Source organism: Psychrobacter sp. Ps2 (genome assembly GCF_022129405.1).
GTDB lineage: Bacteria > Pseudomonadota > Gammaproteobacteria > Pseudomonadales > Moraxellaceae > Psychrobacter.
Window position 1 is genome coordinate 1 of the sequence record NZ_JADQAM010000056.1, and the last position, 23,907, is coordinate 23,907.

The 23,907-nt window shown below is 41.8% G+C and carries 26 protein-coding genes; 15 read left to right on the top strand and 11 right to left on the bottom strand.

Annotation, left to right across the window (positions count from 1 at the left end):
* Nucleotides 1-94: 94 nt before the first annotated feature.
* Nucleotides 95-1,150 carry a dipeptidase gene (locus tag I3254_RS08715; RefSeq protein WP_238052564.1) on the top strand — a complete coding sequence of 352 codons (1,056 nt, stop codon included), beginning with the start codon at nt 95-97 and terminating at the stop codon, nt 1,148-1,150.
* Between the two features lie 132 nt (nt 1,151-1,282).
* Here the strand turns inward: I3254_RS08715 and I3254_RS08720 are convergent, their stop codons facing one another.
* The gene (locus I3254_RS08720; protein ID WP_238052565.1) at nt 1,283-2,197 is read right to left on the bottom strand and encodes a LysR family transcriptional regulator; all 915 of its coding nucleotides are present in this window, start codon (nt 2,195-2,197) and stop codon (nt 1,283-1,285) included.
* Nucleotides 2,198-2,359: 162 nt separating this feature from the next.
* Between I3254_RS08720 and I3254_RS08725 the strand changes: the two genes are divergently transcribed.
* The 4 genes from I3254_RS08725 to I3254_RS08740 all read left to right on the top strand — a co-directional run bounded on the left by I3254_RS08725 (nt 2,360) and on the right by I3254_RS08740 (nt 5,945).
* The gene (locus I3254_RS08725; RefSeq protein WP_238052567.1) at nt 2,360-2,641 is read left to right on the top strand and encodes a hypothetical protein; all 282 of its coding nucleotides are present in this window, start codon (nt 2,360-2,362) and stop codon (nt 2,639-2,641) included.
* Between the two features lie 160 nt (nt 2,642-2,801).
* Nucleotides 2,802-3,941, top strand: a complete 1,140-nt coding sequence (locus I3254_RS08730; RefSeq protein ID WP_238052569.1) for a heparan-alpha-glucosaminide N-acetyltransferase domain-containing protein — start codon at nt 2,802-2,804, stop codon at nt 3,939-3,941.
* Between the two features lie 541 nt (nt 3,942-4,482).
* Nucleotides 4,483-5,139, top strand: a complete 657-nt coding sequence (gene nfsB / locus I3254_RS08735) for an oxygen-insensitive NAD(P)H nitroreductase (protein WP_238052571.1) — start codon at nt 4,483-4,485, stop codon at nt 5,137-5,139.
* A 416-nt stretch (nt 5,140-5,555) separates the two neighbouring features.
* The gene (locus I3254_RS08740) at nt 5,556-5,945 is read left to right on the top strand and encodes an ester cyclase (protein ID WP_238052573.1); all 390 of its coding nucleotides are present in this window, start codon (nt 5,556-5,558) and stop codon (nt 5,943-5,945) included.
* Between the two features lie 181 nt (nt 5,946-6,126).
* Here the strand turns inward: I3254_RS08740 and I3254_RS08745 are convergent, their stop codons facing one another.
* On the bottom strand, nt 6,127-6,819 hold the full coding sequence (locus I3254_RS08745) for a substrate binding domain-containing protein (protein WP_238052577.1): 693 nt from the start codon (nt 6,817-6,819) through the stop codon (nt 6,127-6,129).
* A 9-nt stretch (nt 6,820-6,828) separates the two neighbouring features.
* Nucleotides 6,829-7,020 (bottom strand): LysR family transcriptional regulator, encoded by a 192-nt coding sequence (locus I3254_RS08750; protein ID WP_238052578.1) that lies wholly within the window; start codon nt 7,018-7,020, stop codon nt 6,829-6,831.
* 147 nt (nt 7,021-7,167) lie between these two features.
* On the opposite strand from I3254_RS08750, the gene I3254_RS08755 reads away from it, so the two are divergent.
* From I3254_RS08755 to I3254_RS08765, 3 genes are all read left to right on the top strand, one after another.
* Nucleotides 7,168-7,800, top strand: a complete 633-nt coding sequence (locus I3254_RS08755) for an MBL fold metallo-hydrolase (RefSeq protein ID WP_238052579.1) — start codon at nt 7,168-7,170, stop codon at nt 7,798-7,800.
* Nucleotides 7,801-7,815: 15 nt separating this feature from the next.
* The gene (locus I3254_RS08760; protein ID WP_238052580.1) at nt 7,816-8,043 is read left to right on the top strand and encodes a hypothetical protein; all 228 of its coding nucleotides are present in this window, start codon (nt 7,816-7,818) and stop codon (nt 8,041-8,043) included.
* Nucleotides 8,044-8,175: 132 nt separating this feature from the next.
* Nucleotides 8,176-8,790 (top strand): GNAT family N-acetyltransferase, encoded by a 615-nt coding sequence (locus I3254_RS08765; protein ID WP_238052581.1) that lies wholly within the window; start codon nt 8,176-8,178, stop codon nt 8,788-8,790.
* A gap of 88 nt (nt 8,791-8,878) precedes the next feature.
* On the opposite strand, the gene dddP is transcribed toward I3254_RS08765, so the two are convergent.
* Nucleotides 8,879-10,228 (bottom strand): dimethylsulfonioproprionate lyase DddP, encoded by a 1,350-nt coding sequence (gene dddP / locus I3254_RS08770; protein ID WP_238052582.1) that lies wholly within the window; start codon nt 10,226-10,228, stop codon nt 8,879-8,881.
* A gap of 198 nt (nt 10,229-10,426) precedes the next feature.
* Complete coding sequence (locus tag I3254_RS08775) at nt 10,427-11,296, bottom strand: DMT family transporter (protein WP_238052583.1); 870 nt, start codon at nt 11,294-11,296, stop codon at nt 10,427-10,429.
* Nucleotides 11,297-11,427: 131 nt separating this feature from the next.
* Here I3254_RS08775 and I3254_RS08780 point away from each other — a divergent pair, with 131 nt between their 5' ends.
* Entirely contained in the window at nt 11,428-12,318 is an 891-nt protein-coding gene (locus I3254_RS08780; protein WP_238052584.1) for a LysR substrate-binding domain-containing protein, read from the top strand.
* Between the two features lie 122 nt (nt 12,319-12,440).
* Complete coding sequence (locus tag I3254_RS08785) at nt 12,441-13,187, top strand: carbon-nitrogen hydrolase family protein (protein ID WP_238052585.1); 747 nt, start codon at nt 12,441-12,443, stop codon at nt 13,185-13,187.
* A 170-nt stretch (nt 13,188-13,357) separates the two neighbouring features.
* Here I3254_RS08785 and I3254_RS08790 read toward each other — a convergent pair whose 3' ends face one another.
* Complete coding sequence (locus tag I3254_RS08790) at nt 13,358-13,945, bottom strand: 2-hydroxychromene-2-carboxylate isomerase (RefSeq protein WP_238052586.1); 588 nt, start codon at nt 13,943-13,945, stop codon at nt 13,358-13,360.
* A 64-nt stretch (nt 13,946-14,009) separates the two neighbouring features.
* The gene (locus tag I3254_RS08795; protein WP_238052587.1) at nt 14,010-14,738 is read right to left on the bottom strand and encodes an SDR family oxidoreductase; all 729 of its coding nucleotides are present in this window, start codon (nt 14,736-14,738) and stop codon (nt 14,010-14,012) included.
* Nucleotides 14,739-14,840: 102 nt separating this feature from the next.
* On the opposite strand from I3254_RS08795, the gene I3254_RS08800 reads away from it, so the two are divergent.
* Nucleotides 14,841-15,314: a helix-turn-helix domain-containing protein gene (locus tag I3254_RS08800; RefSeq protein WP_238052588.1), complete on the top strand. Its 474-nt coding sequence runs from the start codon at nt 14,841-14,843 to the stop codon at nt 15,312-15,314.
* A 413-nt stretch (nt 15,315-15,727) separates the two neighbouring features.
* Here the strand turns inward: I3254_RS08800 and I3254_RS08805 are convergent, their stop codons facing one another.
* From I3254_RS08805 to I3254_RS08815, 3 genes are all read right to left on the bottom strand, one after another.
* Nucleotides 15,728-16,033: a putative quinol monooxygenase gene (locus I3254_RS08805; protein WP_201569072.1), complete on the bottom strand. Its 306-nt coding sequence runs from the start codon at nt 16,031-16,033 to the stop codon at nt 15,728-15,730.
* Between the two features lie 92 nt (nt 16,034-16,125).
* The gene (locus tag I3254_RS08810) at nt 16,126-17,175 is read right to left on the bottom strand and encodes a zinc-binding alcohol dehydrogenase family protein (RefSeq protein ID WP_238052663.1); all 1,050 of its coding nucleotides are present in this window, start codon (nt 17,173-17,175) and stop codon (nt 16,126-16,128) included.
* A gap of 298 nt (nt 17,176-17,473) precedes the next feature.
* On the bottom strand, nt 17,474-18,337 hold the full coding sequence (locus tag I3254_RS08815; RefSeq protein WP_238052589.1) for an SDR family NAD(P)-dependent oxidoreductase: 864 nt from the start codon (nt 18,335-18,337) through the stop codon (nt 17,474-17,476).
* A 226-nt stretch (nt 18,338-18,563) separates the two neighbouring features.
* Here I3254_RS08815 and I3254_RS08820 point away from each other — a divergent pair, with 226 nt between their 5' ends.
* The gene (locus I3254_RS08820; protein ID WP_238052590.1) at nt 18,564-18,836 is read left to right on the top strand and encodes a type II toxin-antitoxin system HicB family antitoxin; all 273 of its coding nucleotides are present in this window, start codon (nt 18,564-18,566) and stop codon (nt 18,834-18,836) included.
* A 132-nt stretch (nt 18,837-18,968) separates the two neighbouring features.
* On the opposite strand, the gene I3254_RS08825 is transcribed toward I3254_RS08820, so the two are convergent.
* Complete coding sequence (locus I3254_RS08825) at nt 18,969-20,150, bottom strand: MFS transporter (RefSeq protein WP_238052591.1); 1,182 nt, start codon at nt 20,148-20,150, stop codon at nt 18,969-18,971.
* A 264-nt stretch (nt 20,151-20,414) separates the two neighbouring features.
* On the opposite strand from I3254_RS08825, the gene I3254_RS08830 reads away from it, so the two are divergent.
* The 3 genes from I3254_RS08830 to I3254_RS08840 all read left to right on the top strand — a co-directional run bounded on the left by I3254_RS08830 (nt 20,415) and on the right by I3254_RS08840 (nt 23,901).
* Nucleotides 20,415-21,794, top strand: coding sequence for a PLP-dependent aminotransferase family protein (locus I3254_RS08830; protein ID WP_238052592.1), 1,380 nt, complete (start codon nt 20,415-20,417; stop codon nt 21,792-21,794).
* A 150-nt stretch (nt 21,795-21,944) separates the two neighbouring features.
* Entirely contained in the window at nt 21,945-22,907 is a 963-nt protein-coding gene (locus I3254_RS08835) for an EamA family transporter (protein ID WP_238052593.1), read from the top strand.
* A 346-nt stretch (nt 22,908-23,253) separates the two neighbouring features.
* A complete protein-coding gene (locus I3254_RS08840) occupies nt 23,254-23,901 on the top strand; it encodes a hypothetical protein (RefSeq protein ID WP_238052594.1) in 648 nt (215 codons plus the stop codon).
* Nucleotides 23,902-23,907 lie beyond the last annotated feature (6 nt).

The window sequence follows — 23,907 nt, forward strand, 5'->3', positions numbered from 1 at the left end:
CTACGACAAGGTTGGATGGAGAATAATCTACCTAAACTATTTCATAATATGGGTTGTACTTCTTTTATTTTGGATTGGCTATAACAGGTGAAATATGAATGCTAATACTAAGCCTGTGATATTTGATGGACATAATGATCTGTTGACTCGACTTTGGCTAAGTTCAACTGCCGATCCGGTACATGACTTTATTTATGGCACGCTACCAGGGCATTTGGACTTACAACGTTGCAAAGACGCGAACTGGATGGGCGGATTATTTTCTATATTTTTACCGCCCTATGCTTATGTGAAAAACAACCATCCTGAAAAACTATCTGACCCCTCAAATTCGGATTTTACTCCGCAAGAAATCGTCGATATCTGCTGCACACAATTGAAACTAGCCCAGCAACTAGAGGCAAGATCTGACGGTCAGATTCAGATTTGCACCTCATTAAAACAAATCCAAGCCTGTCAACAGAATAAGCAACTGGCCATTGTATTGCATTTGGAAGGTGCTGAGTTTTTAGCCATACAGCCTGACCTGCTTGATATGTTTTATGAGGCAGGCCTCAGAAGCATTGGCCCACTATGGAATAGAAAGAGTCTCTTCGGTGATGGCTTAAATGCGTCTTTTCCGCATTCTCCCGATACAGGATCTGGTTTGACCGCTCAGGGCAAAGCGCTTATTTTGGCATGTCGTGATAAGCAGATGTTGATCGATGTGTCGCATATGAATGAACGCGCTTTTTGGGATACGCTAGAAATTGCCTGCCAGCCTATTGTTGCTACACATTCCAATTCACACGCTCTCTGTCAGCAAGCACGGAACTTGACTGATCAGCAGCTGGCTGCTATTAAACAAAGCGATGGTTTGGTTGGAGTGAATTTCGATGTGGCGTTTCTTCGTACAGATGGGCAACGTAATACGCAAACCTCGCTTGATGTGATTGTCGATCATCTTGATTATCTGATCGACCATCTAGGCGAAGATCATGTTGGGTTTGGCTCTGATTTCGATGGTTGCCTACTGCCTGATGAGTTATCTGATATCAGTCAAATCTCCATGCTGATTGAGCGAATGCAGCAACGCCATTTCTCTGATCAATTGATTGAAAAGATAACGTCAAAAAACTGGTTTACGGTGCTTGATAAGGTATGGCAATAATTATAATAGCTATCCAGCAATTACTGTCTAGGGATTGCTGGATAGCTCGTCTGATTAAACATACCTCATGTAAAGAATTTAAATGTTAACTATCTTAAAACTGATCAAACAGGGTAATCATTGGTTCTCGTTTTACCTTAATACCTGCTCTACCCGTTCAATCAAGTATTCTTTGACCGCATTAAACAATGGATCGATTAAGCGCCGTTCTGGACAAATCAAATATAGTGGATAGTTGGCCACTTGCCAGCCGTCCAACTCCACTTCAACAAGTCTCCCTGCCTTTAAATCGCCGGCTATATCTAACTGAGACTTTAGTGCAATGCCTTTACTCGCCACTGCCCAGCGGCGTACAACGTCACCGTCTTTACTTCTACGATTACCATCCACTGCCACACGTTTAGTCTTGCCCGCTTTCTCAAAAGTCCACTCGCTCAAATCTTTTTCATCATGACCCAAACGTAAGCAATGATGCTGCGACAAATCTTCCGGCATTTTTGGGATACCGATATCCTTATCAATTTTGCTCAAATATTCCTTTGATGCACACAGTATAGGGCGATTATTCAATACAATAGGTAATGCGACCAGTGACGAATCTTTGGGTGCGCCGTAACGTAGTGCCAAATCAATCTGCTGACCGTACAAGTCCACATAGCTGTCTGACATATGTAGCTGCACCGTCACTTTTGGGTGAATGTCTATAAAATCGTCCAACCACGGCAAAATTAAGTTTCGTCCCAAATCTGATGATGCCGACAGTCGAATGGTACCCGTCAGTTCAGCATCATTGTCATGTAGTCCTGCATAAGCATTGTCTAAAATAGCCACCGCATCTTGGCAATGCTTTAAATATTGCTCACCCTTGCTAGTTAGACGCAGCCTACGAGTAGAGCGAACAAATAATACCGTCTCAATTTCGGCTTCTAATCGCTTGACCGCTGCACTCACAACGGCAGGCGACAGATCTAAGTGCCGAGCACAGGCAGATAGGCTACCCAAGCGAGCGGTCTCAATAAAAATACGTAAATCCTGCAAATTTTTCATCGTCATGCCTTCGTTCAATTAGCCTCTAACTTAGCAACCAGCATCGTTTGCTGCTGCTAGCCTCATCATTATATAAAAATTATTGAAACTGTTTCTCTAAACCTGCTGATTATCAAAATCATTAATTATAGTAGCATGCACCTATAAGGCTTACTCACACGTTTGGAGATACACGATGGATACTATAATACGGCCTATGAGCACACAGGATACTTAGGGCAAACCAAACGTGCCATTTTTAGACCTGGCATGGCGATTATTCATAGAGGCTCGGTGCCGCACGCCGCACATCCAATCACTAGTGGCAAACGTACCAATATGGTGCTTTGGCTATATGGCGATAATATGCAAGTACCACGAGGAGTTGGGCTTAATAGTCATATTGATGCCAATCAACGTTGGACTGATACGCACAGTCAGCCTGATAATTTCGCGCCGTTTTAACAGCGGTACGCTATCGTTAGGTCAGACACAGCATAAAAAGTTAAGACAAGCATAAACATCCAAATCAGTGAGCACCTCTGCGAAAATGCGTACTTAAATCAGTAGTAGCTAATAATTGATACGTTATAATGTTTCGTTTTAACTATACAAAGGCTATTGTATGGCGACACCTTTTCAACGGTTGCAAGCGATCGACGCACTTCGAGGGCTTTTGATGCTCATCATGATGGTGGATCATGTTCGAGAGACCTTTTACTTACACCATCAAGTTCCTGATCCAATGCTGATACCAGGAACGGATGAACCACTATTTTTCAGCCGAATGATTGCCCATTTATGTGCGCCTGTCTTTGTGTTACTGACGGGACTGTCTGCTTATTTGTACCAACACAAACACAATAGTATTCAAATGACCCGCGAATTTTTAATCAAACGCGGGCTTTTTTTGGAGCTGATTGTAATTAACTTTGCTTGGACAACACAATTTCCACCTGATGTAGTTTACCTCCAAGTGATATGGGCGATTGGATTCAGTATGATTGCGCTCTCAGCAGTTATTGGCCTACCTAAGAAGTGGCTGTGGCTACTCAGCTTGGTGATTATATTTGGTCACAATTTATTAGATACCGTCTCCTTTACCGACATTCCTATCGTCCATCAATTGTGGCTGATACTTCATGAGCGCGGTTGGATTGAGTTTGGTGAGGTGATTCGTTTCAGAACCTCTTATCCTGTACTGCCTTGGATTGGCGTTATCATACTGGGCTATTGTATCGGTACATCTGTGTTTGATAACGCTACGTCTGTGCAAAAGAGAAACCGTACGTTACTTACATTTGGTATGGTGAGTATCGCGTTATTTGTGGTACTGCGACTGGCCAATGTATACGGCGATCAAGCATGGCTGATGATGCCGACTCTGAGCGAAACCTTCATGAGCTTTATGAATCTCACTAAATATCCGCCATCGTTACTCTTTATATTGTGGAATGTGGGCATAGGACTGGTTTTATTGGTAATGCTTCAAAAGATTGAAACCAAATCATGGACAAAACCCCTTATTGTCATCGGTTTTGTACCCATGTTTTTCTATATCGTACATCTCTATGTATTGAAGCTGCTGTATGTATTTGCTGTTCAACAGTTCGGTATGACGCATGGGGAATATTTTGGTGTAAATGACGTTAGTACACTTTGGTTCATTGCGATTGCACTGAGCATTTTACTGTATCCCTTAATGCGTGCTTTTGCCAAATTCAAACATAGTAATAAGCACATTACTATCCTCAAATATTTATAGCTATAGCTCCCAACGATATAGCGACTATATAAAAGACCAACAATACTATAAACATGTCTAGGCCTCCTATATTGGGTGTATCACGCCTGTTTATAAGCTGTTTAAATCAATCAGCTATGGTCATATAAATTATAACAATATCAACCATCTGCATTAGATGTTCGTAGGCAAGTAAAATACTTCCAAACAACTCAAAAAACACCTCCTACCCTAGCACAACCTACTTTTCCTAAAATGTATCGAAAACATTCTTCCATTACAAAATGTTTTGGTTAGGCTCAAGCTTATCACCGCTTTGAGTATAGCGATAAACAACCTTTTAATAGATTGAAAGTACGTTATCTTCAAAATAATATTGAAAGTGTTTTCTCTTGTAGCTAGTGGTTCTGATGTATGGACTTTACTATTATGAGTCATCGCTAGGACGGGCTAATCAGTTAGCTTAACTATAAACGATAAGGATTGAGTAGCACCGTTTGTTAAATCCATTTGCATAACCAACTGACTAAAAAACTGAAACTTACTCTATTTAAGGACAATCATGAAAACCATTAATGAAGCACTAAACTGGCGTTACAGCACCAAAGTATTTGATGCCAATAAAAAGATATCTGCTGAAGATTTTGAGCAGATCAAAGACATGCTACAAATGAGTCCATCAAGCACCAGTATTCAACCATGGAGCTTTGTGATTGCAGATGATGACGCAGGCAAAGCACGCATTGCCAAAAGCACGCAAGGTGCCTTTCATTTTAATACACCTAAAGTCCTAGATGCCTCACACGTGGTGGTTTTCTGTACTCGTATTCATGCCGACGATGAATACATGCAGGCGGTGTTAGAAAAAGAAGATCAAGATGGTCGCTATGCTCAGCCAGAATTCAAAGCGCAGATGTATCAAGGTCGCCAACTATTTTTAGACATTCATCGTTACGATGTGAAAGATGAGCCACATTGGCTGGCCAAACAGGTATATCTAAATATGGGCGGGGTACTATTGGGCAGCGCGCTTTTGGGTATTGATACCGTCCCTATGGAAGGCGTTGATTTACAGACGCTTGATACAGAGTTCGACTTACGTAGCAAAGGATATTCTGCTGTGGCAGTGGTATCGTTTGGCTACCGCAGTGATGATGATTTTAATGCCAAAATACCTAAATCACGCTTAAGTGAAGAGACTATTTTTATTAAGGCTTAAGCAATCATTAGGGTCTGTTTAACGTTCAAATGTGGTGCTGGCAGTCACTATTTTTTAGACAATATGCAGTGAAATTTTTGACGCCTAGTCATTCTAGGTTAGACAATTTCGCCATATATTGGCAGAAAATAGTACTGCCCTGAAAGGCTGATGCTAAAATCACCCCAAACGTTGTTGCCATCCTAGTTAAGGTCTCGACATTATCGTCGGCTTGCGCCTAATTTGGTGCAATTTTAGCAATCAGCAGCCCTAATATTTGAATGTTCAACAGACCCTAACCGAAGTCTAAACATTATCAAATGGTCAATAAGCATAATTTTAGCGTTGCTATTGGCCATTTGAGTTTCTGACGTTTTTTAATAATATTTCTTATTAGGATATGTTGAAGTAAATATAAATAATGACTGGAGCCGACGATGAATTTGGCAAACAATAAAAAGAATGCTGTCGCGTTCTATAAGACCGCTTACGAGGGTAATCCACAGAAAGCCGTCGCTGACTATGTGGGTGATGATTATATTCAACACAATCCCGTCGTCGCCAATGGTAAATCAGGATTTATTGAATACTTTGAACGGATGCAAGCACAGTATCCGAATAAGTCAATTGAGTTTGTACGTTGTATCGCTGAAGATGACTTAGTCTCATTGCATACCCATCAAGTCTGGCATAACGAAGATAAAACCATCGATGAGTTCGTGACGATGGATTTCTTTCGATTTGATGATAGTGGGAAAATTGTCGAGCATTGGGATTCTATCCAGCAAATACCTAAGGGTTCTGCTAATGATCAAACCATGTATTAGTTCATATATAGAGAGGTGACAACCCCTTTTATGCGTAATCAGACTGTGCATAATCTACGCCTTTAATCCTCAATCATAGTAGCAATAAATACCTATTGGCTAATGTTAACATTAGAGCCGTCGTAAGATATTTCCTATCTATTTTTCCTATCTATTAATATCCTAGTTTATGAGTTTCTTGCTACCAATAAGGCGAACGCTTTATTTCTTCGGCAAGAAAATCAATAAACTTTCTTTGTAGTGGTGTCACCTGCTTTCGATTGGCATAAACCACATAAACACCCAAAGTTTTGGGTTTCCATTCAGGCAATAACTCAATAAGTTGTCCAGATGCAATCAAAGATTTGACTGCGCCAGATGGTTGTAAGCTGATCCCGTGTCCACGTAGCGTGGCAGAGAGCAAGACTTCAGAGATATTGGCGCTGATGTTGCCAGAGATAGGAACAGACTCTGGACCATTTGGCCCATCAAACACCCATGCAGACCGTCCAAAATACGCAAACGATAGACAGTTGTGATGTACAAGCGACTGTACATCTGTAGGTCTGCCACGCCTTTGTAAATACTCAGGTGCCGCGCATACGATAGAGTGGCACTCACCGATACGTCTGGCAACGACATTTGGCTCCAAGTCATTGGTGATACGAATCGCCAAGTCAATACGGGCATCAACTAAATTGACCGAATCATCAGTGGTAAGAATATCAATCGCTGTTTGCGGCCAGTGAGAAACAAAACGACCAACCACATCCATCAAAAGGCTATTAATCAGCGAAAAGCTGGCCGTGATTCGCAGCTGACCTTTTAGCTCCAAAGTGTTTTGATTGCGTATCTGATCCAACGAGTCAGTCAATTCAAGTAACTGGTACGCCACCTCAAGAGTCTACTCACCAGGTACAGTGAGGCTCAGACTTCGAGTCGTGCGATGCAATAAGCGCATATCCATCCAGCTCTCAAGCTCTGTCAGATAGCGCGTTACCTTAGCTCTAGACATGTCTAGATTGTTCGCAGCACGGCTCAAGCTACCTTGCTCGACGATAGTAACAAACACCTGCAAAGCGGTCAGTCTATCCATTTATCTATCCTTATTTGCGCGAAATACGAAACAGTAATCGTCGAATTATAGGGTATTTAAACGAAATATAATCAAATAGAATAGCTATTAATAAAAAATAACGTAAATAACGTAGTCTATCTACTCAAACGAAAATAAAGGTGCATTATGAAAAAATTAATGACAGCTTCTATGGCGGCCAGTGTGCTACTGCTCGCAACCCAAGTAAACGCAGCCGACCTACAACTACAAGCATATAAACCTGATCAAAATGCTATTTTCCCAGTGGTTTCTGTGCTGGCAAGTGGCGAGAAAGATGCTATCTTGTTCGATGCACAGTTTAGTGTCAAAGATGGTGAAGCTTTGGTTGATATGATCAAAAAAAGCAATAAAGACCTAAAAATGATTTATATCACGGCAGGCGATCCAGATTACTATTTCGGTCTTCAGCCTTTAGTCAAAGCCTTCCCTAATGTGAAGGTTATGTCTAGCCCTTCGATTATTGAACACATTGAGGCGACTAAAGATGCAAAATTAAAGCATTGGGGTCCAATCCTTGGTAAACATGCGCCTACCAAGATCACAGTACCGCAAACACTTGATCAGTCTACACTGACCCTAGAAGGTCACAAAATTGAAATCAAGGAGATGGGAACCCATCAAGCATACATGTGGGTACCAGAGTCAAAAACCGTTTTCGGCGGTGTGTCGGTAACATCAGGTATGCATGTGTGGACTGCTGATACCCAAACTAAAGAAGCTCGTAGCGAGTGGATGCAATCATTGGAACACATGAAGTAATTAAAGCCAAACCTTGTGATACCAGGTCACTATTCAGGCAACCTACTCAAAAAAGACTATGCTGTTGATTTCACTCTCAGTTATCTAAAAACTTTTGAGCAAGCACTGGATGAGGCAAAAAAGCAAGACTCTAAACAGTCAGAAAAAGTGATTTCTACTATGGAAGCAGCTTATCCCGCGTTATCTGGGGATACTAATTTACAAATAGGCAGTAAAGTAAATACAGGTGAAATGAAGTGGTAAATACGGACTATTAGATAGAAATATCATTATTTGATAAGTCTGTTAGCAAAATACAGGTGTCAAAGTGCTGGCGTATGAATGCTTGGTCAATCAGCATACGCCAGTACTTTTAATGATAAATGAGAGCAACTTATGACAATACAGTATCGTCGTGCTACGCCTGAAGACTTTGCAGCCATTGTTGACCTTTTTGTCGTCAATATGAATTTGAGTGTATTTACTACTGCAACAGATAAGCAGGTTCTAAAGCAACTGGCTACCCTATTTCTAGCTAAAGACTGTCATCATGCTACTTTTATACAAGTTGCAGAATATGGTGACATTATTTGCGGTGTGGTGATAGGGATCACTAGACAAGATCCACATAAAGCTTTGTCATTCGATGATAAGCCTATTATTGTTCAGATAGAACAAAAGCTAGGTCTATCTGAACAAGGACAACAGGTATTAATTGATTTACAGAAAAAAGAAACGGCTGGTGCGAAACGAAAGACAGTCGATTTTGATAGCAAGCTACAGTTCTTCTGTGTAGATCCAGACTATCGTCGTCACCGTATTGGAGCGACGTTGATTCAAGCATTTGAGGCTTATCTCGTGGCACAGGGCGTAACCACGTATGCTCTACATACAGACACCCTGTGCACTTATCAATACTACGATAATAATGGCTATCAGCGTGTTGATGAGTATCCCAACCATCTAAACCCGCAGATAATGCACTTCACCTACATCAAACTCTTGTCTTAACACGTTTATAGAGACAATCATCCATGATGACCAAACGAGTATAATCTAAAAGTTCTAAGACAATATTCAGACAACCAATAAACTATCTTTAATTAGCCAATAAAGCAGCTTCGAATGGATAGTTAGTAAGGTTTTCAAACCCAGTGTCTGTAATAATGATTTGATCTTCAAGTTTGACACCATTTTTACCACCAACTCGACCTACATACGCTTCAACGCAGAGTGCCATACCCGGCTCCAGTACGCCACTATAGCCATGGCATTCAAGGTCTTCGGGGTAACGAATAGACGGGTATTCATCACAAAGACCAACGCCATGCATCATCACACCATATCTTTGCGCTCTATATTCTTCAGGAAGTAATAAACCAGATTTTGTCACCTCTTCAAATGTCATTCCTGATTTTAATATAGTCATGTTGTGTTGGATATGTTCATAAGCTACCTGATAGAGATGCTTTTGCTCTGCACTTGGCAAGCACTCCCCAATCATCCAAGTTCGAGACAAGTCTGCACACATTCCATAAGGGCCAATCAGATCTGTATCGAATGCAAGTAACTCACCCTCCTTCACAATTCGAGGGCCGCTTTCTTGAAACCAAGGATTGGTTCTAGGCCCTGAAGAAAGAATTCGACATTCTATCCACTCACCACCTCGACGAATAATTTCCGCATGAAGAATAGACCATATGTCATTCTCAGTGATACCGGGTACTGTTGCTTCTTGCATGCACTTCATCGCAACCTCTGTTGAGGCAATTGAACATCGCATGGCATTAATTTCATCTTCGTTCTTAATAGATCGAGCAAACTCCATCACTTCCTGACCATCAAAAACATCGATTCCTAACTGTTTTATCTTATTGAAACCAGCAATTTCAATTTTATCGATAGCCAATCTTTTATTGTCTCCAGCATGCTCCTGTAAAATAGATTGAATTTCTGAAGCAAACCTAGAGGCATGTTCGTCAGTTCTATCGCCGGTTTCAAAGTAGAAGAAAGAAGCGCCTCCTCTGACTTCTTTGATCAAAGGAAGGTGTGCTGATAAGTGCTCACAATTGTGAAAATCCCATAAAATAAGATGTCCTGATGCAGATACAAAACAGGCTCTAGAGTGATTATGGGTTACCCATACCTGCATATTTGTGGAGTCAGTCGCATAACGAATGTTAAGAGGATCAAACAATAAGATGCCGCCAAGATCTCTTTTCTGTAGTTCTTTTACGATTCTTTGGAGGCGGTATTCACGCATTCGTGTAAGGTTAGGAGGTGTCAACCCTAGCTCAGCCCACTCATTGAAAGCAATATCTGTGGGACCTATCTCGACACGGTCATTATCGTTCAGAGAGCCATCAGCTTTAAACGCGCCACCTCGACGCCGTGGAGGGTCGATTTTTCGATTTGAAGATGTGACTGAGAATGTGGTTATATTGCTCATTATTTGGCCTGCCTATAGTAATAACTTCAACAAACAAGAGCTCTCTTGAAGACTAGAGCCTTGCCTGAATGGTTGTATCTATAGTAATTTGCCACAAAAAATGAGTATAAAAAAAACGATTTAAACACACGAATTCATGACATAAATTCATGCGAATATTATTATAGATTCTTTCTCCGCTCTCTCTATTGTAAAACGCTATAGAGCTGTTCTTTTATATTTGACAGACTCTCGTATGGCTAGCCAAATGAGAGGGATAATAATCAATGCTGAACCTATCAATAAGCTGATATCTGGTATCTCATGGAACCACACGATGCCGATGAACACTGCTCCTAACAGACCCGTATATTCTGCACTAGATATTTTATGTGCTTCAACCGCTCGGTAGACCAGTACGCAGATACCCGCATAGATCAAAATAAACAAATTTGAGCCTGCTGCTATCCATAGTGCGTACCAACTCAAAGGGGCATTTTCCCAAATAGCCAAACCAAGCCCCAACGGTATTCCGACTAAATTGGTCAAAAACAGTGTCTGAGTAACGGTATGATTCGAAGGCAATTTACGAACCAATAGATTGTTTGTCGCCATGGTTAAGGCCACGATCAACGCAAATATAGCACCCATATTAATTTGTGTCGGTTTTACCACGACAAGAATACCTATGAAGCCTAGTATTGCCACAATGATGCTTGGTGCTGTAAGTCTGTCTTTATAAAACAGGAATCCTAACGGCAACATCAGTAAAGGTGCAGTATAAAAAATCGCATTCACCGTTGCCAGCGGTAACGCTTGGATAGACAACACCATGAATACCGCGCCAAACAACCAAATATGCCCACGTACAAAATGCCATTTTACGTTACTAAGTAGCTTGGCTTTTGGGTTGAATAAACAAAACGGTAGCAGCATCAAGACAGCTGTTAGCTGACGCAATAGCACAAACTGATAGACCGCTGCGCCATCTGGCAACTCTTTTATCAGCGCATCTGAAAGGACTGCAATCATGTTTCCTGCAACCAACAGTATCATTGCAAATCCAACACTCATCTTCGGCATTATCATGCTTATACCTATCTCAAAATACATAAAATTTTAAATTAAGCCATTTAATCTAATGGTCAGATAAATAGTATATTCGCGTATACTCATGACGTATAATGATATAAAAACGTTTAGTATTATTTGAACTCATAATGAAACTTCCTCCATTACGTGCCATACAATGCTTTGAATCTGTAGCAAGGCTTAATAGTTTTTCTAAGGCAGCAGAAAGCCTCAACGTGACGCAAAGTGCCGTGAGTCATCAGGTTCGAATGCTTGAAGAGTATCTTGGTGAAGCGCTATTTTATAGGCAGGGCCGAACCCTTTCTTTAACAGACATAGGTGCTCGCTATTTCACAGAAGTAAATCAATCGCTGACTACTCTATCCAATACCAGTCAGGCCATTCGCCATGATAAGCCTGGCCATATTCGCCTAGCGCTGTATAGTTCAGTGGCTGTCAATTGGTTGATTCCTCGGTTAGAAAACTTCCGCGAACAGCACCCAGAGATTGAGCTGACCTTAAATATGGTGACAGACCAAGACGACTATAATGAGCAGTGTTCGGATTGCTTTATTACCGTCAATCCACCGAAACGTAACGTAGTCAGCAAGCTTTTATTCGCTGAGAAGCTATTCCCTGTCTGTGGTCAAAAGCTTTGGGCAGAAATAAAGGATCAGCCATTGCCTGAGGCGTTATGGCAACACCCTATACTGTCCGTAAAGTATTCTGACAAAAGTGAAAGTACGGCTAATGATTGGCTAAAATGGTGTAAAGCAGGCGGGTTTGAGCTGCCAAGCGAGGTAAAGATTAATCAATTTAGCCATGTACTGCTTGCCGCACAGGCTGCACGTTATAACTTAGGTATTACGCTTACCGACAACTATATGATGCTAGAACAAACACATCAGCAAAATCTTGTCAAAATCCCAATGCATGAATTACTCACTGGCGACAGTTTCTATTTCTTTTATAATAACTTAAAGTCAAATCAACCAGACATCATTAAATTGAGTCGTTGGTTAGAGTCACAATGTCTTTAAAAGTGTTTTAAATAGCATTTTAAATAAGTGTTTCTAAAGACCGTCATTAACGAGTATTACCTATAATTGCGACCAATAAGCACTGTGAAAGTATCAACCCCCTACGATAAAGAGCAAGACCTATGCAAATAATCCTCAATCAAATGGATATTACCGATTATCAAGTATCAGTAAATGCTGCTGCGATATTAAAATCAATCCATGATCATCAAGTTTGTGATGGCTTTATGATTTTTCCAGAACTTGCTTTGACTGGCTTTCCGACGCTAGACAATATTGAAGCGTTGTATCATCAATCAACAGAGCACTTCCAAAGTATATTGGAAGCAAGCAAAACTACAGATTCAACCATCATTATTGGACATATTGACAAACAGGATCAACTTTTCTATAACGCATGTTCTTTTATAAAAAACGGCAAAATCATTCATAAACACCGAAAGTCAAAGCTTTGGCTTGATGATGTTGGGGTATTTACCAGCGGAGAAGACCTGTCAGTGGTTAGCATTAATGATGTGGTTTGCGGTGCTCAGATTTGTTTTGAGCTAGAGTTTCCAGAAGGCTCAAGAGCACTGGCAAAAAAAGGCGCACAGATCATATTTATGCCAAACGGCAATATGTCTCCCTATGCAAATACCCACTATGTATTGACTCAAGCTCGGGCTATAGAGAACCAATGTTTTGTGATTACCTGCAATGGTGTCGGCGTCGGTCATGGCGGTCAGTTTGTAGGAGAGAGCCTAATCGTCTCTCCTACAGGAAGCATTATAAAAAAACTTGGTTCGTCGCCAGATATAGTAATAGTAGATATAGATTTAGAGGAACTAGAGCAGTCTAAGCAAAACTATCACTATATAGACTTGTCTTAATGTAACCATAGAGCTTAATCATTAAACTGAGTGGCAAGGTTATTTTCTGGAGAAACCATAGTGAAGAAAAATCACGGTTACGTATCGCGGCTGATGCTGGCAGGTTGAGAACCAATGGGTCATCGTTGAGCTAGTATAGCGCAGTCTATATATCCTATGACTTACTATGCTCAGTCTCTCAAAGCATCTTCAACAAAGCTCAACCGGTCTTGACCAAAAAACATCTCACCATTTACGAAGAAACTTGGTGCCCCAAATACGCCTCGTGCTACTGCTTCTTCGGTACTAGATTTTAAACGCGCCTTGACCTCAGGCTCACTAATACGCGTCATAAAATCAGTCGCCTCAATGCCTGCTTTCGACAGAACTTCAGCCACGACTTCTGGTGATTCCATATTTAACTTTTCAGCCCATAGCCCATTAAAGACAGCGGATAAATAACTCTCAAATTTAGGTGTCCCCAAATAAGCGGTAACACCGCGCATAAGCTGCATCGTATTGACTGGGAAAAATGGATTGAAGCGAAAAGGCACGTCATAGATGGCTGAAAAACGCTTAAGGTCTTTGAGCATATAAGCGCCTTTAGCAGGTACGGCAGCTGGTGAGGTGTTACCAACGGCTTGAAACACTGCGCCAAGTAACATAGGTCGCCAAACAATCTCGGCATTGTGACGCTGCGCGATACTCGCTAACTGTGTCCATGCCAAATAACTGGCTGGGCTACCCACATCAAAGAAAAACTCTACTTGTTTACTCATCTTTGCATTCCTTGCAATATATTAAAAATCCATTAAAATTTTGACGGTTATTAACCAGATAAGATTAAAAATTTTCCATCCATGGGCGTAAATCCAGCTCATGCGTCCAGCTATCTCTTGGCTGACAGTGCAGCTGCCAATACTGCTCAGCGATATGTTCTGGATTTAAAATACCGTCTTGGTCTTTTAGCTCATAGCGCTCAGGAAAGTTGTCACGAATAAAATCAGTATCAATGGCACCGTCAATGATAGGATGTGCGACATGGATGCCTTTAGGTCCCAACTCGCGCGCCATGCTTTGTGCCAATGCCCGCAGAGCAAACTTAGCGCTAGCAAAAGCCGAAAACCCTTTACTACCGCGTAAAGACGCTGTTGCACCCGTAAAAATAATTGTCCCCCTCGCACGTGGAATCATGACTTTTGCCGCTTCTCTACCTGTCAAAAACCCCGCCAAAGCACCCATCTCCCATACTTTTCGATAGACCCTTTCTGTCGTATCTAAGATAGAGAAATGAACGTTTGCCCCGATGTTAAACACTACTACTTCAATCGGCCCAATGTCTTTTTCAATATGGGCAAACAGCTCAACCATTTCTTGTTCTACACGCGCATCACAACCAAATGGCTTGACTACTCCCCCAGCCGCTTCGATATCACTGACTAATGTCTCTAGCTTCTCAACAGTCCTTCTGGTCACGCACAAAGTAAAACCTTCTCGCGCAAAACGTCTGGCAACAGCGCTGCCAGTGGCATCGCCTGCGCCGATTACAACTGCTACGGGTGCTCTGTTCATGTCTATTTCCTTATAGGTTCCTTTTTAGAACTAACAAAAATATAGCTTTATTTTTGTACCCTGTCAAGCTAACCTATATCTTACAGATAAAGGAGATAACCTATGCGCTGGGATGAACTGAACCAACAGTCTTGCTCGGTGGCTCGCACTTTAGCAGTCATTGGTGATCGTTGGACGCTCATGATTTTACGTGATTGTTTTTTGGGAGTCAGACGATTCGACGTATTTGAGCAACGCTTAGGCATTACACGCCATGTCCTGTCCGACCGTCTTCGCAAATTGGTTGAATATAATGTTCTAAGAAAAGTCGCCTATCAGCAGCGGCCGCTACGTGAGGAATATAGACTGACAGAGTGCGGATTAGATTTGCACTCTATCGTACTGGCATTGGTCAGTTGGGGTGATAAATACATGACTGATGAACGCGGGGCACCGCTGTTGCATAGACACAAGGCATGTGGTCACATTATGCATCCGGTGACAGTATGCTCCAAGTGCGCTGAACCCGTTACTGCACGTGATATTGAAGTTGAGATAGGACCCAAATGGATCGGTAATGATGGAGTGAGTATTTAATATAGTAGCGGTTGATGAATAACTGGAGCTAGACATCAGAACACTTTATTTAAAAGACTTAACCTTTTACGGCTGTTCCGTACTACAGCCTGAAGTATTCCAAAACCTCGTTAACTGTATCGAACAACGTAAAATAAATCCAATCGTGGCGTGTACCTTTCCATTAAAACAGATACATATTGCTCAATCGGTTTTCTTAGAAAAGAAACATGTCGGTAAAATCGTTTTGAAAGTTGCTCAAGAATAATCATCGATCAATAGCAAGTAAATAGCGTATAAATGGTTTTGAATATTTTATTCAAAGCCATTTATATCTAAATCAATAAACGCTGTTTTGAAGCATAAAAGTCAACCTTATCAGTCATGACTGTCAACCATTCATTTTATTGTTAGCAGCAGAATATAGATTAAACCTATGAGATAACTGTCATTTCAGTAACGACAAATTCATCGACCATCCCATCTGTTACTTGTACATAGTTTTGGAAATGCGGGCTTTGTACATGTTGCTGAAGACACTCGTTGTTTTCCCAAATCTCATAAACCACGAAACCGTTACTATTTGCATTTTCTTGATGCAAGTCATATTGGATACAACCTTGATCATCTTGTGATGCTGCTGTCAGTTTAAGTAGCTCAGTTTTAACTTGTTCAACGTGCTCAGGTTTGGCTTTGATAGTGGCGACGATGGTAAGTGGTTTGTTTGCTTGCGTGCTCATCTATTTATCCTATGTTTATTATTATCATTGATTTAAATAGGTCCAATATGTTTGCTAAAAGCGTCACATTGGACCTATTAATCTAAATGGCGTTATGCAGACCAGCCTTCTAATACAATCTTGCCATGCGCTTGCTGTTTTTCTAGCATTTGGTGCGCACTACGTAGATGTTCAGCGGTGATAGCCCCAAGATTGTGAGCAACTGTGGTTTTGATCTCGCCTGCATCAATCAATTTTGCCACTGCATTTAATAAATGATGCTGTTCAATCATGTCTGGCGTACTGAACATTGAGCGTGCAAACATAAATTCCCAATGCAGGCTTAAGCTTTTGGTTTTAAGCGGGTTGGCATCTAATGATTTTGGATCATCAATCAGTCCAAGCTTACCCTGCGGCTTTAAGCATTTAATGATTTCTTCATAATGATCTTCAGTATTATTGAGACTCACCACGTAGTCTACTTCAGCAATACCTGTTTTTTGTAGTTCATTAGACAATGGGTTACGATGATTGATAACATGATCAGCACCCAAGTCTTTGAGCCATTGCACGCTCTCATCTCTTGAAGCCGTACCAATAATCGTGGCAGACGTTCTTGTCTTTAACAACTGCGTTAAGATAGATCCAACGCCGCCCGCTGCGCCAATGACCAATACTGAGACGTCATTAGCATTCTCGCTACTACCGCTGTCATTCGCTATGCTATCAGAGACAGGCACTTGCAAACGATCAAATAACATCTCCCAAGCTGTAATCGTTGTGAGTGGTAATGCCGCTGCCTCAGCGAAAGACAAAGAAGCTGGCATATGTCCAACGATACGCTCATCGACCAACTGATATTCAGCATTGCTGCCTGAACGGGTCAAGTCTCCAGCATAATAGACGTTGTCGCCTACTGAGAATAAACTAACGTCTTCACCGACAGACGTCACAGTACCAGCAGCATCCCAACCAATAACAGCATACTCACCCTCTGCGGCAGGTCGCCCTTCACGGATTTTATAATCTACTGGATTGACTGATATGGCTTTCACTTCTACAAGAATATCGCGGCCTGAAGCAATTGGCTTATCAAGGGTGATGTCTTGTAGCGATTGTTCATTATCAATAGGTAGATTGTTTTGATAACCAATGGCTTTGATAGTTTGCATAATATTGTGTCCTGTTTTTAATAAGAAAGTTTTTAATAATAAAATTTGAAAATGTAGTTAGGGCGTGTCTTCAATTCACTCGATAGTTATCTAAATGGGCTAAAAATAGCTAAATTTTGCCAAACATCGTCAAATCGCTGGTTAATATCCCGATATTATCGGCACTATTTTCCTCGTTTGACTGCAATTTATCTCATTTTTATCACCATTTTTGAAATGAAGACACGCCCTAGTAATGGTTCAATTGTTTGAAATTTATTGATGCTGCTAAATGCAAATTTTATGCATCTTATGCAAAAATTGACTGCAATACTGTCTGAGTCTGCTGCTCAAGCTCTGCAATGGCTGCTTGGTTTAAAGCATCAGCATGTGGTCGACCAAACGCCCCTCTTGCATCGCCATGTGCGCCATCTTTTATATCGTTATCAAAGTATTTACCAGTATCATCAGCGAACTCATCCGAGATGGCCAACTCCGTTAGGATATTTGCGCCCTTGTCTGCTGATGACCAATATTGACCATACGCCTCATCGACCATTTTTGTGTTCAGTAGCGAGCCTGGATTGACGGCGATGACATTGATATCGTTGCTAGCGACTGTGTCTGCTAATGCCATACTCCATATCGTGAGTGCTAGCTTACTTTGGGCATAAGCATCCTTATCATCGAGGCGGGTCTGGCCTGCAAATGCTTGATAAGATATTGACGCTTGCGCAGCTGAGCTTAAGTTCACGATACGCGCTTGATTAGACTGCTCTAGCAAAGGTAATAAAGCATTGGTCAGCTCATAAGGCGCTAGGTAATTGACTACGAAACGTACATCCAAACCGTCTTTAGTCATTGCTGATGCCGTGGTATAAATCCCTGCGTTATTTATGAGCACATCAAGCTTTGGCAGTTTTTCATTGACATCTGCTGCCATCTTTAGCACATCCGTTAAATCAGAAAAATCAGCCACAAACCCATCAATATTATCTACTGCTGCGCCTGTCGCGACTGCTTGAACTTCTGCAATGACGCTGGCAAGCTTGTCAGCATCGCGGCCATGTAAATATACTTGGTGCCCAGCTTCTGCCAGTTTTAGCGCTGCCAATTTGCCAATGCCATCTGTGCTGCCAGTGATCAAAATTGTTTTAGTGGTATTCAGAGTCATAAAACGCCCTTATTGTTTGAATTATTTTTCAGTTTTGGATACCTGTTCTATTTTATCCATCGTGATAGCACCCATTGTAATGAAAGTGTTGTGCTTCAAACAGTAGCCATCACCTAAAACACTTTCAATATAATTTTGAAAGTGAGTTATATTTAAGGGGTTATTTAGACTGTTATCTAAGCGGTTGCTAGTTATACTTAGGTTCAAAATTCATGAGGAATGTTAAATGCAGTATCCCATAGCAATTACACCAAGTAATGAAACAACAGCTTATGGCATATTTATCCCAGACATAGTGGGTTGCTATTCAGCCAGCGATGAACGTGCAGATATCTTTAATAATGCTAAAGAAGCAATTATGCTCCATCTAAAAGGATTGATAGAAGACGGTGAAGCCATTCCTCTACCTACCGATAGTACCAAACATAAAGATAATCTAGATTTTGAAGGAATGGATTGGGCAGTAGTAGATATTCAGATACATGAGCTATATGAATGACATCAAAGAACCACTCATGCCTGTCAGATATAATAAATGAACTAAAACAATTCACGTAATAAAATGGACAAGTAACCTAACCATGAAAAATTAAAAAGATAATGAATAGAAAACTGCATTATCAATCTTATTCTAAGTTACGCTATGCAAATTGGCGTTCGAATGACGTCCAGTTCTCAATATAGGCTGGCTAGCAAATAAGACAATCACACCAACTAATGAAAACACACCAAAGGCGTAGAACGCAGTAGCAGCCCCATACCGATCCACAACCAAACCAGTAAAGATGACGGGTACACTAAGCCCTATATATGCCATCAGAAAATAGCCTGCACTTGCACGTGCCTGCTCATTTCCAGCAGATTTTGCGACTCCTAACATACCGCCTAAATAGACAAAACCATAGCAACTAGTACTGGCCAAAAATGCCGCCAAAAGAATCACTGGTAGATTGGCATTCAACGTCCCCCAAGCCAATAAAGCATAAGCTGGTAGTAAAATCAGAAGACCAAGCTTGCTTGAAACCTGAGGATCAAGTTTTCGGGCGATTGGCTGAACGATCAATCCACAACTGATGGCTAACATAGAGGATATCCCTGCATACTTAGCGAGTCCATGCGTGGCCAGTACTGAGGGAATAACTGACAGTACCAAACCTGTCGTCGCCCAACAAATCAAAATACCGCTGCCATACCAGATGACCTCACGGTTAAAATAAGGTAGCCGTAGCATAGAGGTGGGCAAATTAGTGCGTTTAGGTGCTGTCTCTGGTAATTGATATAACAAAAACATAGCGAACAGCCCGCTCGCTAGCAGTAAGAAAAAACTGGCTGGCTGATTGGTTTCATAAAACATCAAAGAAACCGTCGTCAATACAGGGCCAAGACCAAAACCTATCGTTGTACTGGCCGTCACCCACGCTGTCGCACGCATCGTATCTGTTGAGCCGAGCAGCTCAATCATATAGGCCGTCGCCGTAGCAGCCATCAGAGCCGTTCCCACACCAAGTACGAATCGCGCTATTGCTAACGCGCGCGTATATGGATAAAACAACATAAGAGCCGTCGCTGCTACCGATAGGGCTAGAGAGATTAAAATCACCTTGCGCCGTCCGATGCGATCAGATAATCCGCCAAAAGCTAACAATACAGGTATGACACCCAATACATAAAAGGAAAACGCTATCGTAGTTGCTAGTACACCATAGCCATCATTGTGTGCATAGGCGGCATAAAGTGGGCCTTGGATATTGACGCTGGTCGTTATCACACATAAGGCAAAGGCCAGATATTTATTATATTTTTTAGTGGTCATATATCGCTGCTTTTTGAAGAATAATCGTTGAATTGACTGAGGTAAGTGCGTTTCACAATAGAAACACATCTACCTCTACATCGTTTACGTTCAATAATTAAAACAAAAGCACAGTAGGTTATCTATATACAATACAGTACAATTAGACAGAACTGTTTGGTCTATAGAACCCATACAGTTCGAATATCAAATCAATGTAGTTTCTCATCTATAATTTTGAGACGAGACCTCATAGAATCTGACCTACTAAAAACTGTAAAAAATATGAATAAAAAGTTAACACGCATCGAAATTGTCATGGCTGACGTAAAAGAGAAAATAGCGACCGTTATTTACATGCCAGAGTCGCGACTACCCTCCGTCCGTGCCGCTGCCAAAGATTATGGGTTCTCACCATCTACGGTGGTTGAAGCCTACGAGCGCCTGCAAACTGAGGGCTTTATTTACTCTCGGCCTGGTGCAGGGTTCTATGTGGCAGAGACGACAGCGCCGCTATCATTGACAGATATAGCACCAAAAATTGATCGAGTGGTAGATCCATTGTGGGTATCACGGCAGTCGCTGGAGCCATCCGATGGTGCGCTAAAGCCAGGCTGCGGTTGGTTACCAGCGGACTGGCTATTTGAAGCAGGTATGCGCCGTGGTCTGCGAAATGTAGCAAAAGCTGACGCGTCTATTATCAGTGAGTATGCAACGCCGCTAGGGCTGTTAGCATTGCGCCAATTACTCACGCGGCGTATGGCAGGATTGAGTCTCAATGCAGAACCGTCACAGGTGATATTGACGGATTCAGGTACTCAAGCGATAGATTTGATTTTTCGATTTTTACTGACACCAGGTGACACGGTAATCGTCGATGATCCTTGTTATTTTAACTTTCGAGCACAGTTGCTTGCCCATAGAGTCAAAGTGGTTGGTGTGCCTTATACGCCAAATGGGCCAGATATAGATGCCTTTGCAGCGATTTTAGATGAGCATAAGCCGCGCCTGTACATCACCAATGCTGCCATTCATAATCCTACGGGCGCAACGTTATCACCTGCTACGGCATACCGTGTATTACAATTGGCTCAGACTGCTGATTTGTACATTATCGAAGACGATATTTTTGCAGATTTTGAAGTCAAGCCTGCGGCGAGATTGGCGGCTTTGGATGGGTTATCACGAGTATTCTATATCGGCAGTTTTTCTAAAACGTTATCAGCATCCCTACGCTGTGGTTATATTGCAGCGCCTACAGAGTGGGTTGAGAGTTTGGTAGATTTAAAGATAGCGACTGGCTTTGGTGGCAGTCAGTTAGCAGCGGCGGTTGTGTTCTCAGCATTGACTGATAGCGGCTACCGTAAGCATATGAATGATATCCATACTCGGCTGGCAAGCGCGCGTACTCATACGCTACCACGATTGGCCAAATTAGGCATCGTACCGTGGCTGCTCCCACAATCAGGTATGTTCCTATGGTGCCGATTACCTGAGAATAATAATGCGACCGAATTGGCCAATCGCTGTTTATCCAAAGGTGTGGTATTGGCGCCGGGTAATGTTTTTAGTCAGTCGGACAATGCTGAGAACTTTATGCGGTTCAATGTGGCGCAGATGAGTCATTCAAAAATATTCGAGGTATTGGCTCAATCGTTAGACTGAACAATCAGAGACTTGTAATGCTAATACTGTTTTATTATATAGTGACCTTTCGACTATAACTCTAAGCCTAAATATCAGCCAAGTATAAGCCAAACACAATCAAATCTAATCACTTCCGACAACGGATAATAACTCTCTAGGATAGCTCATATGTCCCCTATATATACTGCATTGGCTGTACTGGTTACCTTTATCTGGGGCGTAAATTTTACCTTTATCGCGTGGGGTCTTGAGAGCTTTCCACCATTGATGCTTACCGCCCTGCGTTTTTTCTTTACTGCTGTACCACTGGTATTGTTTCTAAAGCCGCCTAAATTCAACCGTACTTTGTTTATTTATGCCATCGGTACATTTGTCATGCAGTACGCCTTTGTCTTTACAGCGATGCATCTGGGTTCATCCCCGGGGCTGACGGCACTACTGCTACAAGTTCAGATTTTTATCACGGTTTTGCTAGCGTACTTTATATTGGGCGAAGCAGTCAGCCGTATGCAAATCGTCGGTATGTTGGTTGGTGTACTAGGACTCAGCGTGATTGCGTTAAACCTTGGCGGTGATATGCCTTTGGCAGGGTTCATCTGTATTTTGATTGCGGCCATCGGTTGGAGCTTTGGTAACATTGCATCCAAGCAAGCATCAAAACAGGCTTCAGAAAAAGTGTTAGAAAAAGCATCAGAGCAAACGGCTCTAAAAGCGATGCAGCAAGGAACAAGGGTATCTGTTGCTACATCCAGCACTGAAAAAAATAAAGCCTCTGCTCTGTCTGCGCTAGCGCTGGTAGTCTGGGGCGGTCTCATTGCTTGCGTGATGTTGACGATATCTTCTCTTACATTTGAGACTGATGCATGGCAGCTAGCGACGTTTACTGAAGCTTCACTCAAGTCTTGGCTCTCACTTGGGTTTATCGTCTATATCTCAACCTTAATTGGCTTTGGCCTGTGGGCACACTTACTCAGTCAAAATACCGCGTCCAAGGTTATGCCGTTTGCACTATTGGTGCCCGTATTCGGTATGGTGACCTCAGTACTACTCACAGGAGAAGTGGTGACGTGGTGGAAGATGCTGGCCATGGTGTTGATCTTATCAGGGCTGCTATTAGCAAATGTGGTGTAATGGACATTTTTCATGCTGGCGTAAGGTCTAACGCTATATACTGTCTATATTTGCAAGGAATCAAAGCCATGAATCAAAAAACTGCCCTTTTTGTAGTGAAAAACACACCAAGAAGAACGGGATTAAGCTTGGCAAGCAGCAGTATCAATGTCTAGCTTACAAACGGCAGTTTTTAGGTGGCATAAGACTCAATAACCAAACCCTATGGAATGAATATACGCAAGGTAAACAGACCTACCAACAGCTAGCTGATAAGTATCACTGTAGTCTTAAAACCATACAAAGACGCTTAGATAAAGTTAATATTGAGTATCAAGTAAAACATCCTAAAACGGCTAACATCATCATGGACACCACTTACTTCGGTCGCAAGTTTGGTCTAATGGTTTTTATGGATAATACGACTAGAGCCGTTCTTTATTACGCGATAGTCAGCCATGAAACCAATAGTGCCTATAAGCAAGGGATTGATCATCTAGTGTCGTTAGGCGTTGATATACAAAGCATCACCTGCGATGGCAGACGAGGGCTTAGAACGTTATTTACTTGCACCCCTTGCCAGATGTGCCAGTTTCATCAGGTGCAAATAGTGACTCGTTACCTCACTCGTCGCCCTAAAAATATTGCTAGTATCGAGCTTAGACGGCTCACTTTAGACTTAACTAAGCTTGATAAAGCCACGTTCACAAAATGCTTAGATCAATGGTATTTAACCCATGAAGACTATCTGAGTGAGCGTAGCACCAATGAAGATACTGGTAGAACGTGGTATACGCATAAGCGTCTAAGAAGTGCTTATCGTAGTCTTAGAACCAATAGCGATTGGTTGTTTACTTATCAAGAATACCACCACTTAGATATACCAAATACCACCAATTCTCTTGAAGGGTTATTCAGTGAGCTTAAGCGACAATTACATAGTCATCACGGGCTAAATGATGGACGTAAGTTACGGTTTATAAAAGACTTTCTACTATCAAAGTCACTCAAATAGCATGAA

Excerpts from the sequence above, each read along its gene's own strand:
- I3254_RS08720 (WP_238052565.1), bottom strand. The coding sequence starts at position 2,197 with ATGAAAAATTTGCAGGATTTACGTATTTTTATTGAGACCGCTCGCTTG.
- I3254_RS08795 (WP_238052587.1), bottom strand. The coding sequence starts at position 14,738 with ATGAACAGAGCACCCGTAGCAGTTGTAATCGGCGCAGGCGATGCCACT.
- I3254_RS08765 (WP_238052581.1), top strand. The coding sequence starts at position 8,176 with ATGACAATACAGTATCGTCGTGCTACGCCTGAAGACTTTGCAGCCATT.
- I3254_RS08750 (WP_238052578.1), bottom strand. The coding sequence starts at position 7,020 with ATGGATAGACTGACCGCTTTGCAGGTGTTTGTTACTATCGTCGAGCAA.
- I3254_RS08815 (WP_238052589.1), bottom strand. The coding sequence starts at position 18,337 with ATGACTCTGAATACCACTAAAACAATTTTGATCACTGGCAGCACAGAT.
- I3254_RS08840 (WP_238052594.1), top strand. The coding sequence starts at position 23,254 with ATGGACACCACTTACTTCGGTCGCAAGTTTGGTCTAATGGTTTTTATG.
- I3254_RS08800 (WP_238052588.1), top strand. The coding sequence starts at position 14,841 with ATGCGCTGGGATGAACTGAACCAACAGTCTTGCTCGGTGGCTCGCACT.
- I3254_RS08825 (WP_238052591.1), bottom strand. The coding sequence starts at position 20,150 with ATGACCACTAAAAAATATAATAAATATCTGGCCTTTGCCTTATGTGTG.
- I3254_RS08740 (WP_238052573.1), top strand. The coding sequence starts at position 5,556 with ATGAATTTGGCAAACAATAAAAAGAATGCTGTCGCGTTCTATAAGACC.
- I3254_RS08805 (WP_201569072.1), bottom strand. The coding sequence starts at position 16,033 with ATGAGCACGCAAGCAAACAAACCACTTACCATCGTCGCCACTATCAAA.
- I3254_RS08775 (WP_238052583.1), bottom strand. The coding sequence starts at position 11,296 with ATGATAATGCCGAAGATGAGTGTTGGATTTGCAATGATACTGTTGGTT.
- I3254_RS08820 (WP_238052590.1), top strand. The coding sequence starts at position 18,564 with ATGCAGTATCCCATAGCAATTACACCAAGTAATGAAACAACAGCTTAT.
- I3254_RS08830 (WP_238052592.1), top strand. The coding sequence starts at position 20,415 with ATGAATAAAAAGTTAACACGCATCGAAATTGTCATGGCTGACGTAAAA.
- I3254_RS08785 (WP_238052585.1), top strand. The coding sequence starts at position 12,441 with ATGCAAATAATCCTCAATCAAATGGATATTACCGATTATCAAGTATCA.
- I3254_RS08755 (WP_238052579.1), top strand. The coding sequence starts at position 7,168 with ATGAAAAAATTAATGACAGCTTCTATGGCGGCCAGTGTGCTACTGCTC.
- I3254_RS08780 (WP_238052584.1), top strand. The coding sequence starts at position 11,428 with ATGAAACTTCCTCCATTACGTGCCATACAATGCTTTGAATCTGTAGCA.
- I3254_RS08715 (WP_238052564.1), top strand. The coding sequence starts at position 95 with ATGAATGCTAATACTAAGCCTGTGATATTTGATGGACATAATGATCTG.
- dddP (WP_238052582.1), bottom strand. The coding sequence starts at position 10,228 with ATGAGCAATATAACCACATTCTCAGTCACATCTTCAAATCGAAAAATC.
- I3254_RS08730 (WP_238052569.1), top strand. The coding sequence starts at position 2,802 with ATGGCGACACCTTTTCAACGGTTGCAAGCGATCGACGCACTTCGAGGG.
- nfsB (WP_238052571.1), top strand. The coding sequence starts at position 4,483 with ATGAAAACCATTAATGAAGCACTAAACTGGCGTTACAGCACCAAAGTA.
- I3254_RS08835 (WP_238052593.1), top strand. The coding sequence starts at position 21,945 with ATGTCCCCTATATATACTGCATTGGCTGTACTGGTTACCTTTATCTGG.
- I3254_RS08790 (WP_238052586.1), bottom strand. The coding sequence starts at position 13,945 with ATGAGTAAACAAGTAGAGTTTTTCTTTGATGTGGGTAGCCCAGCCAGT.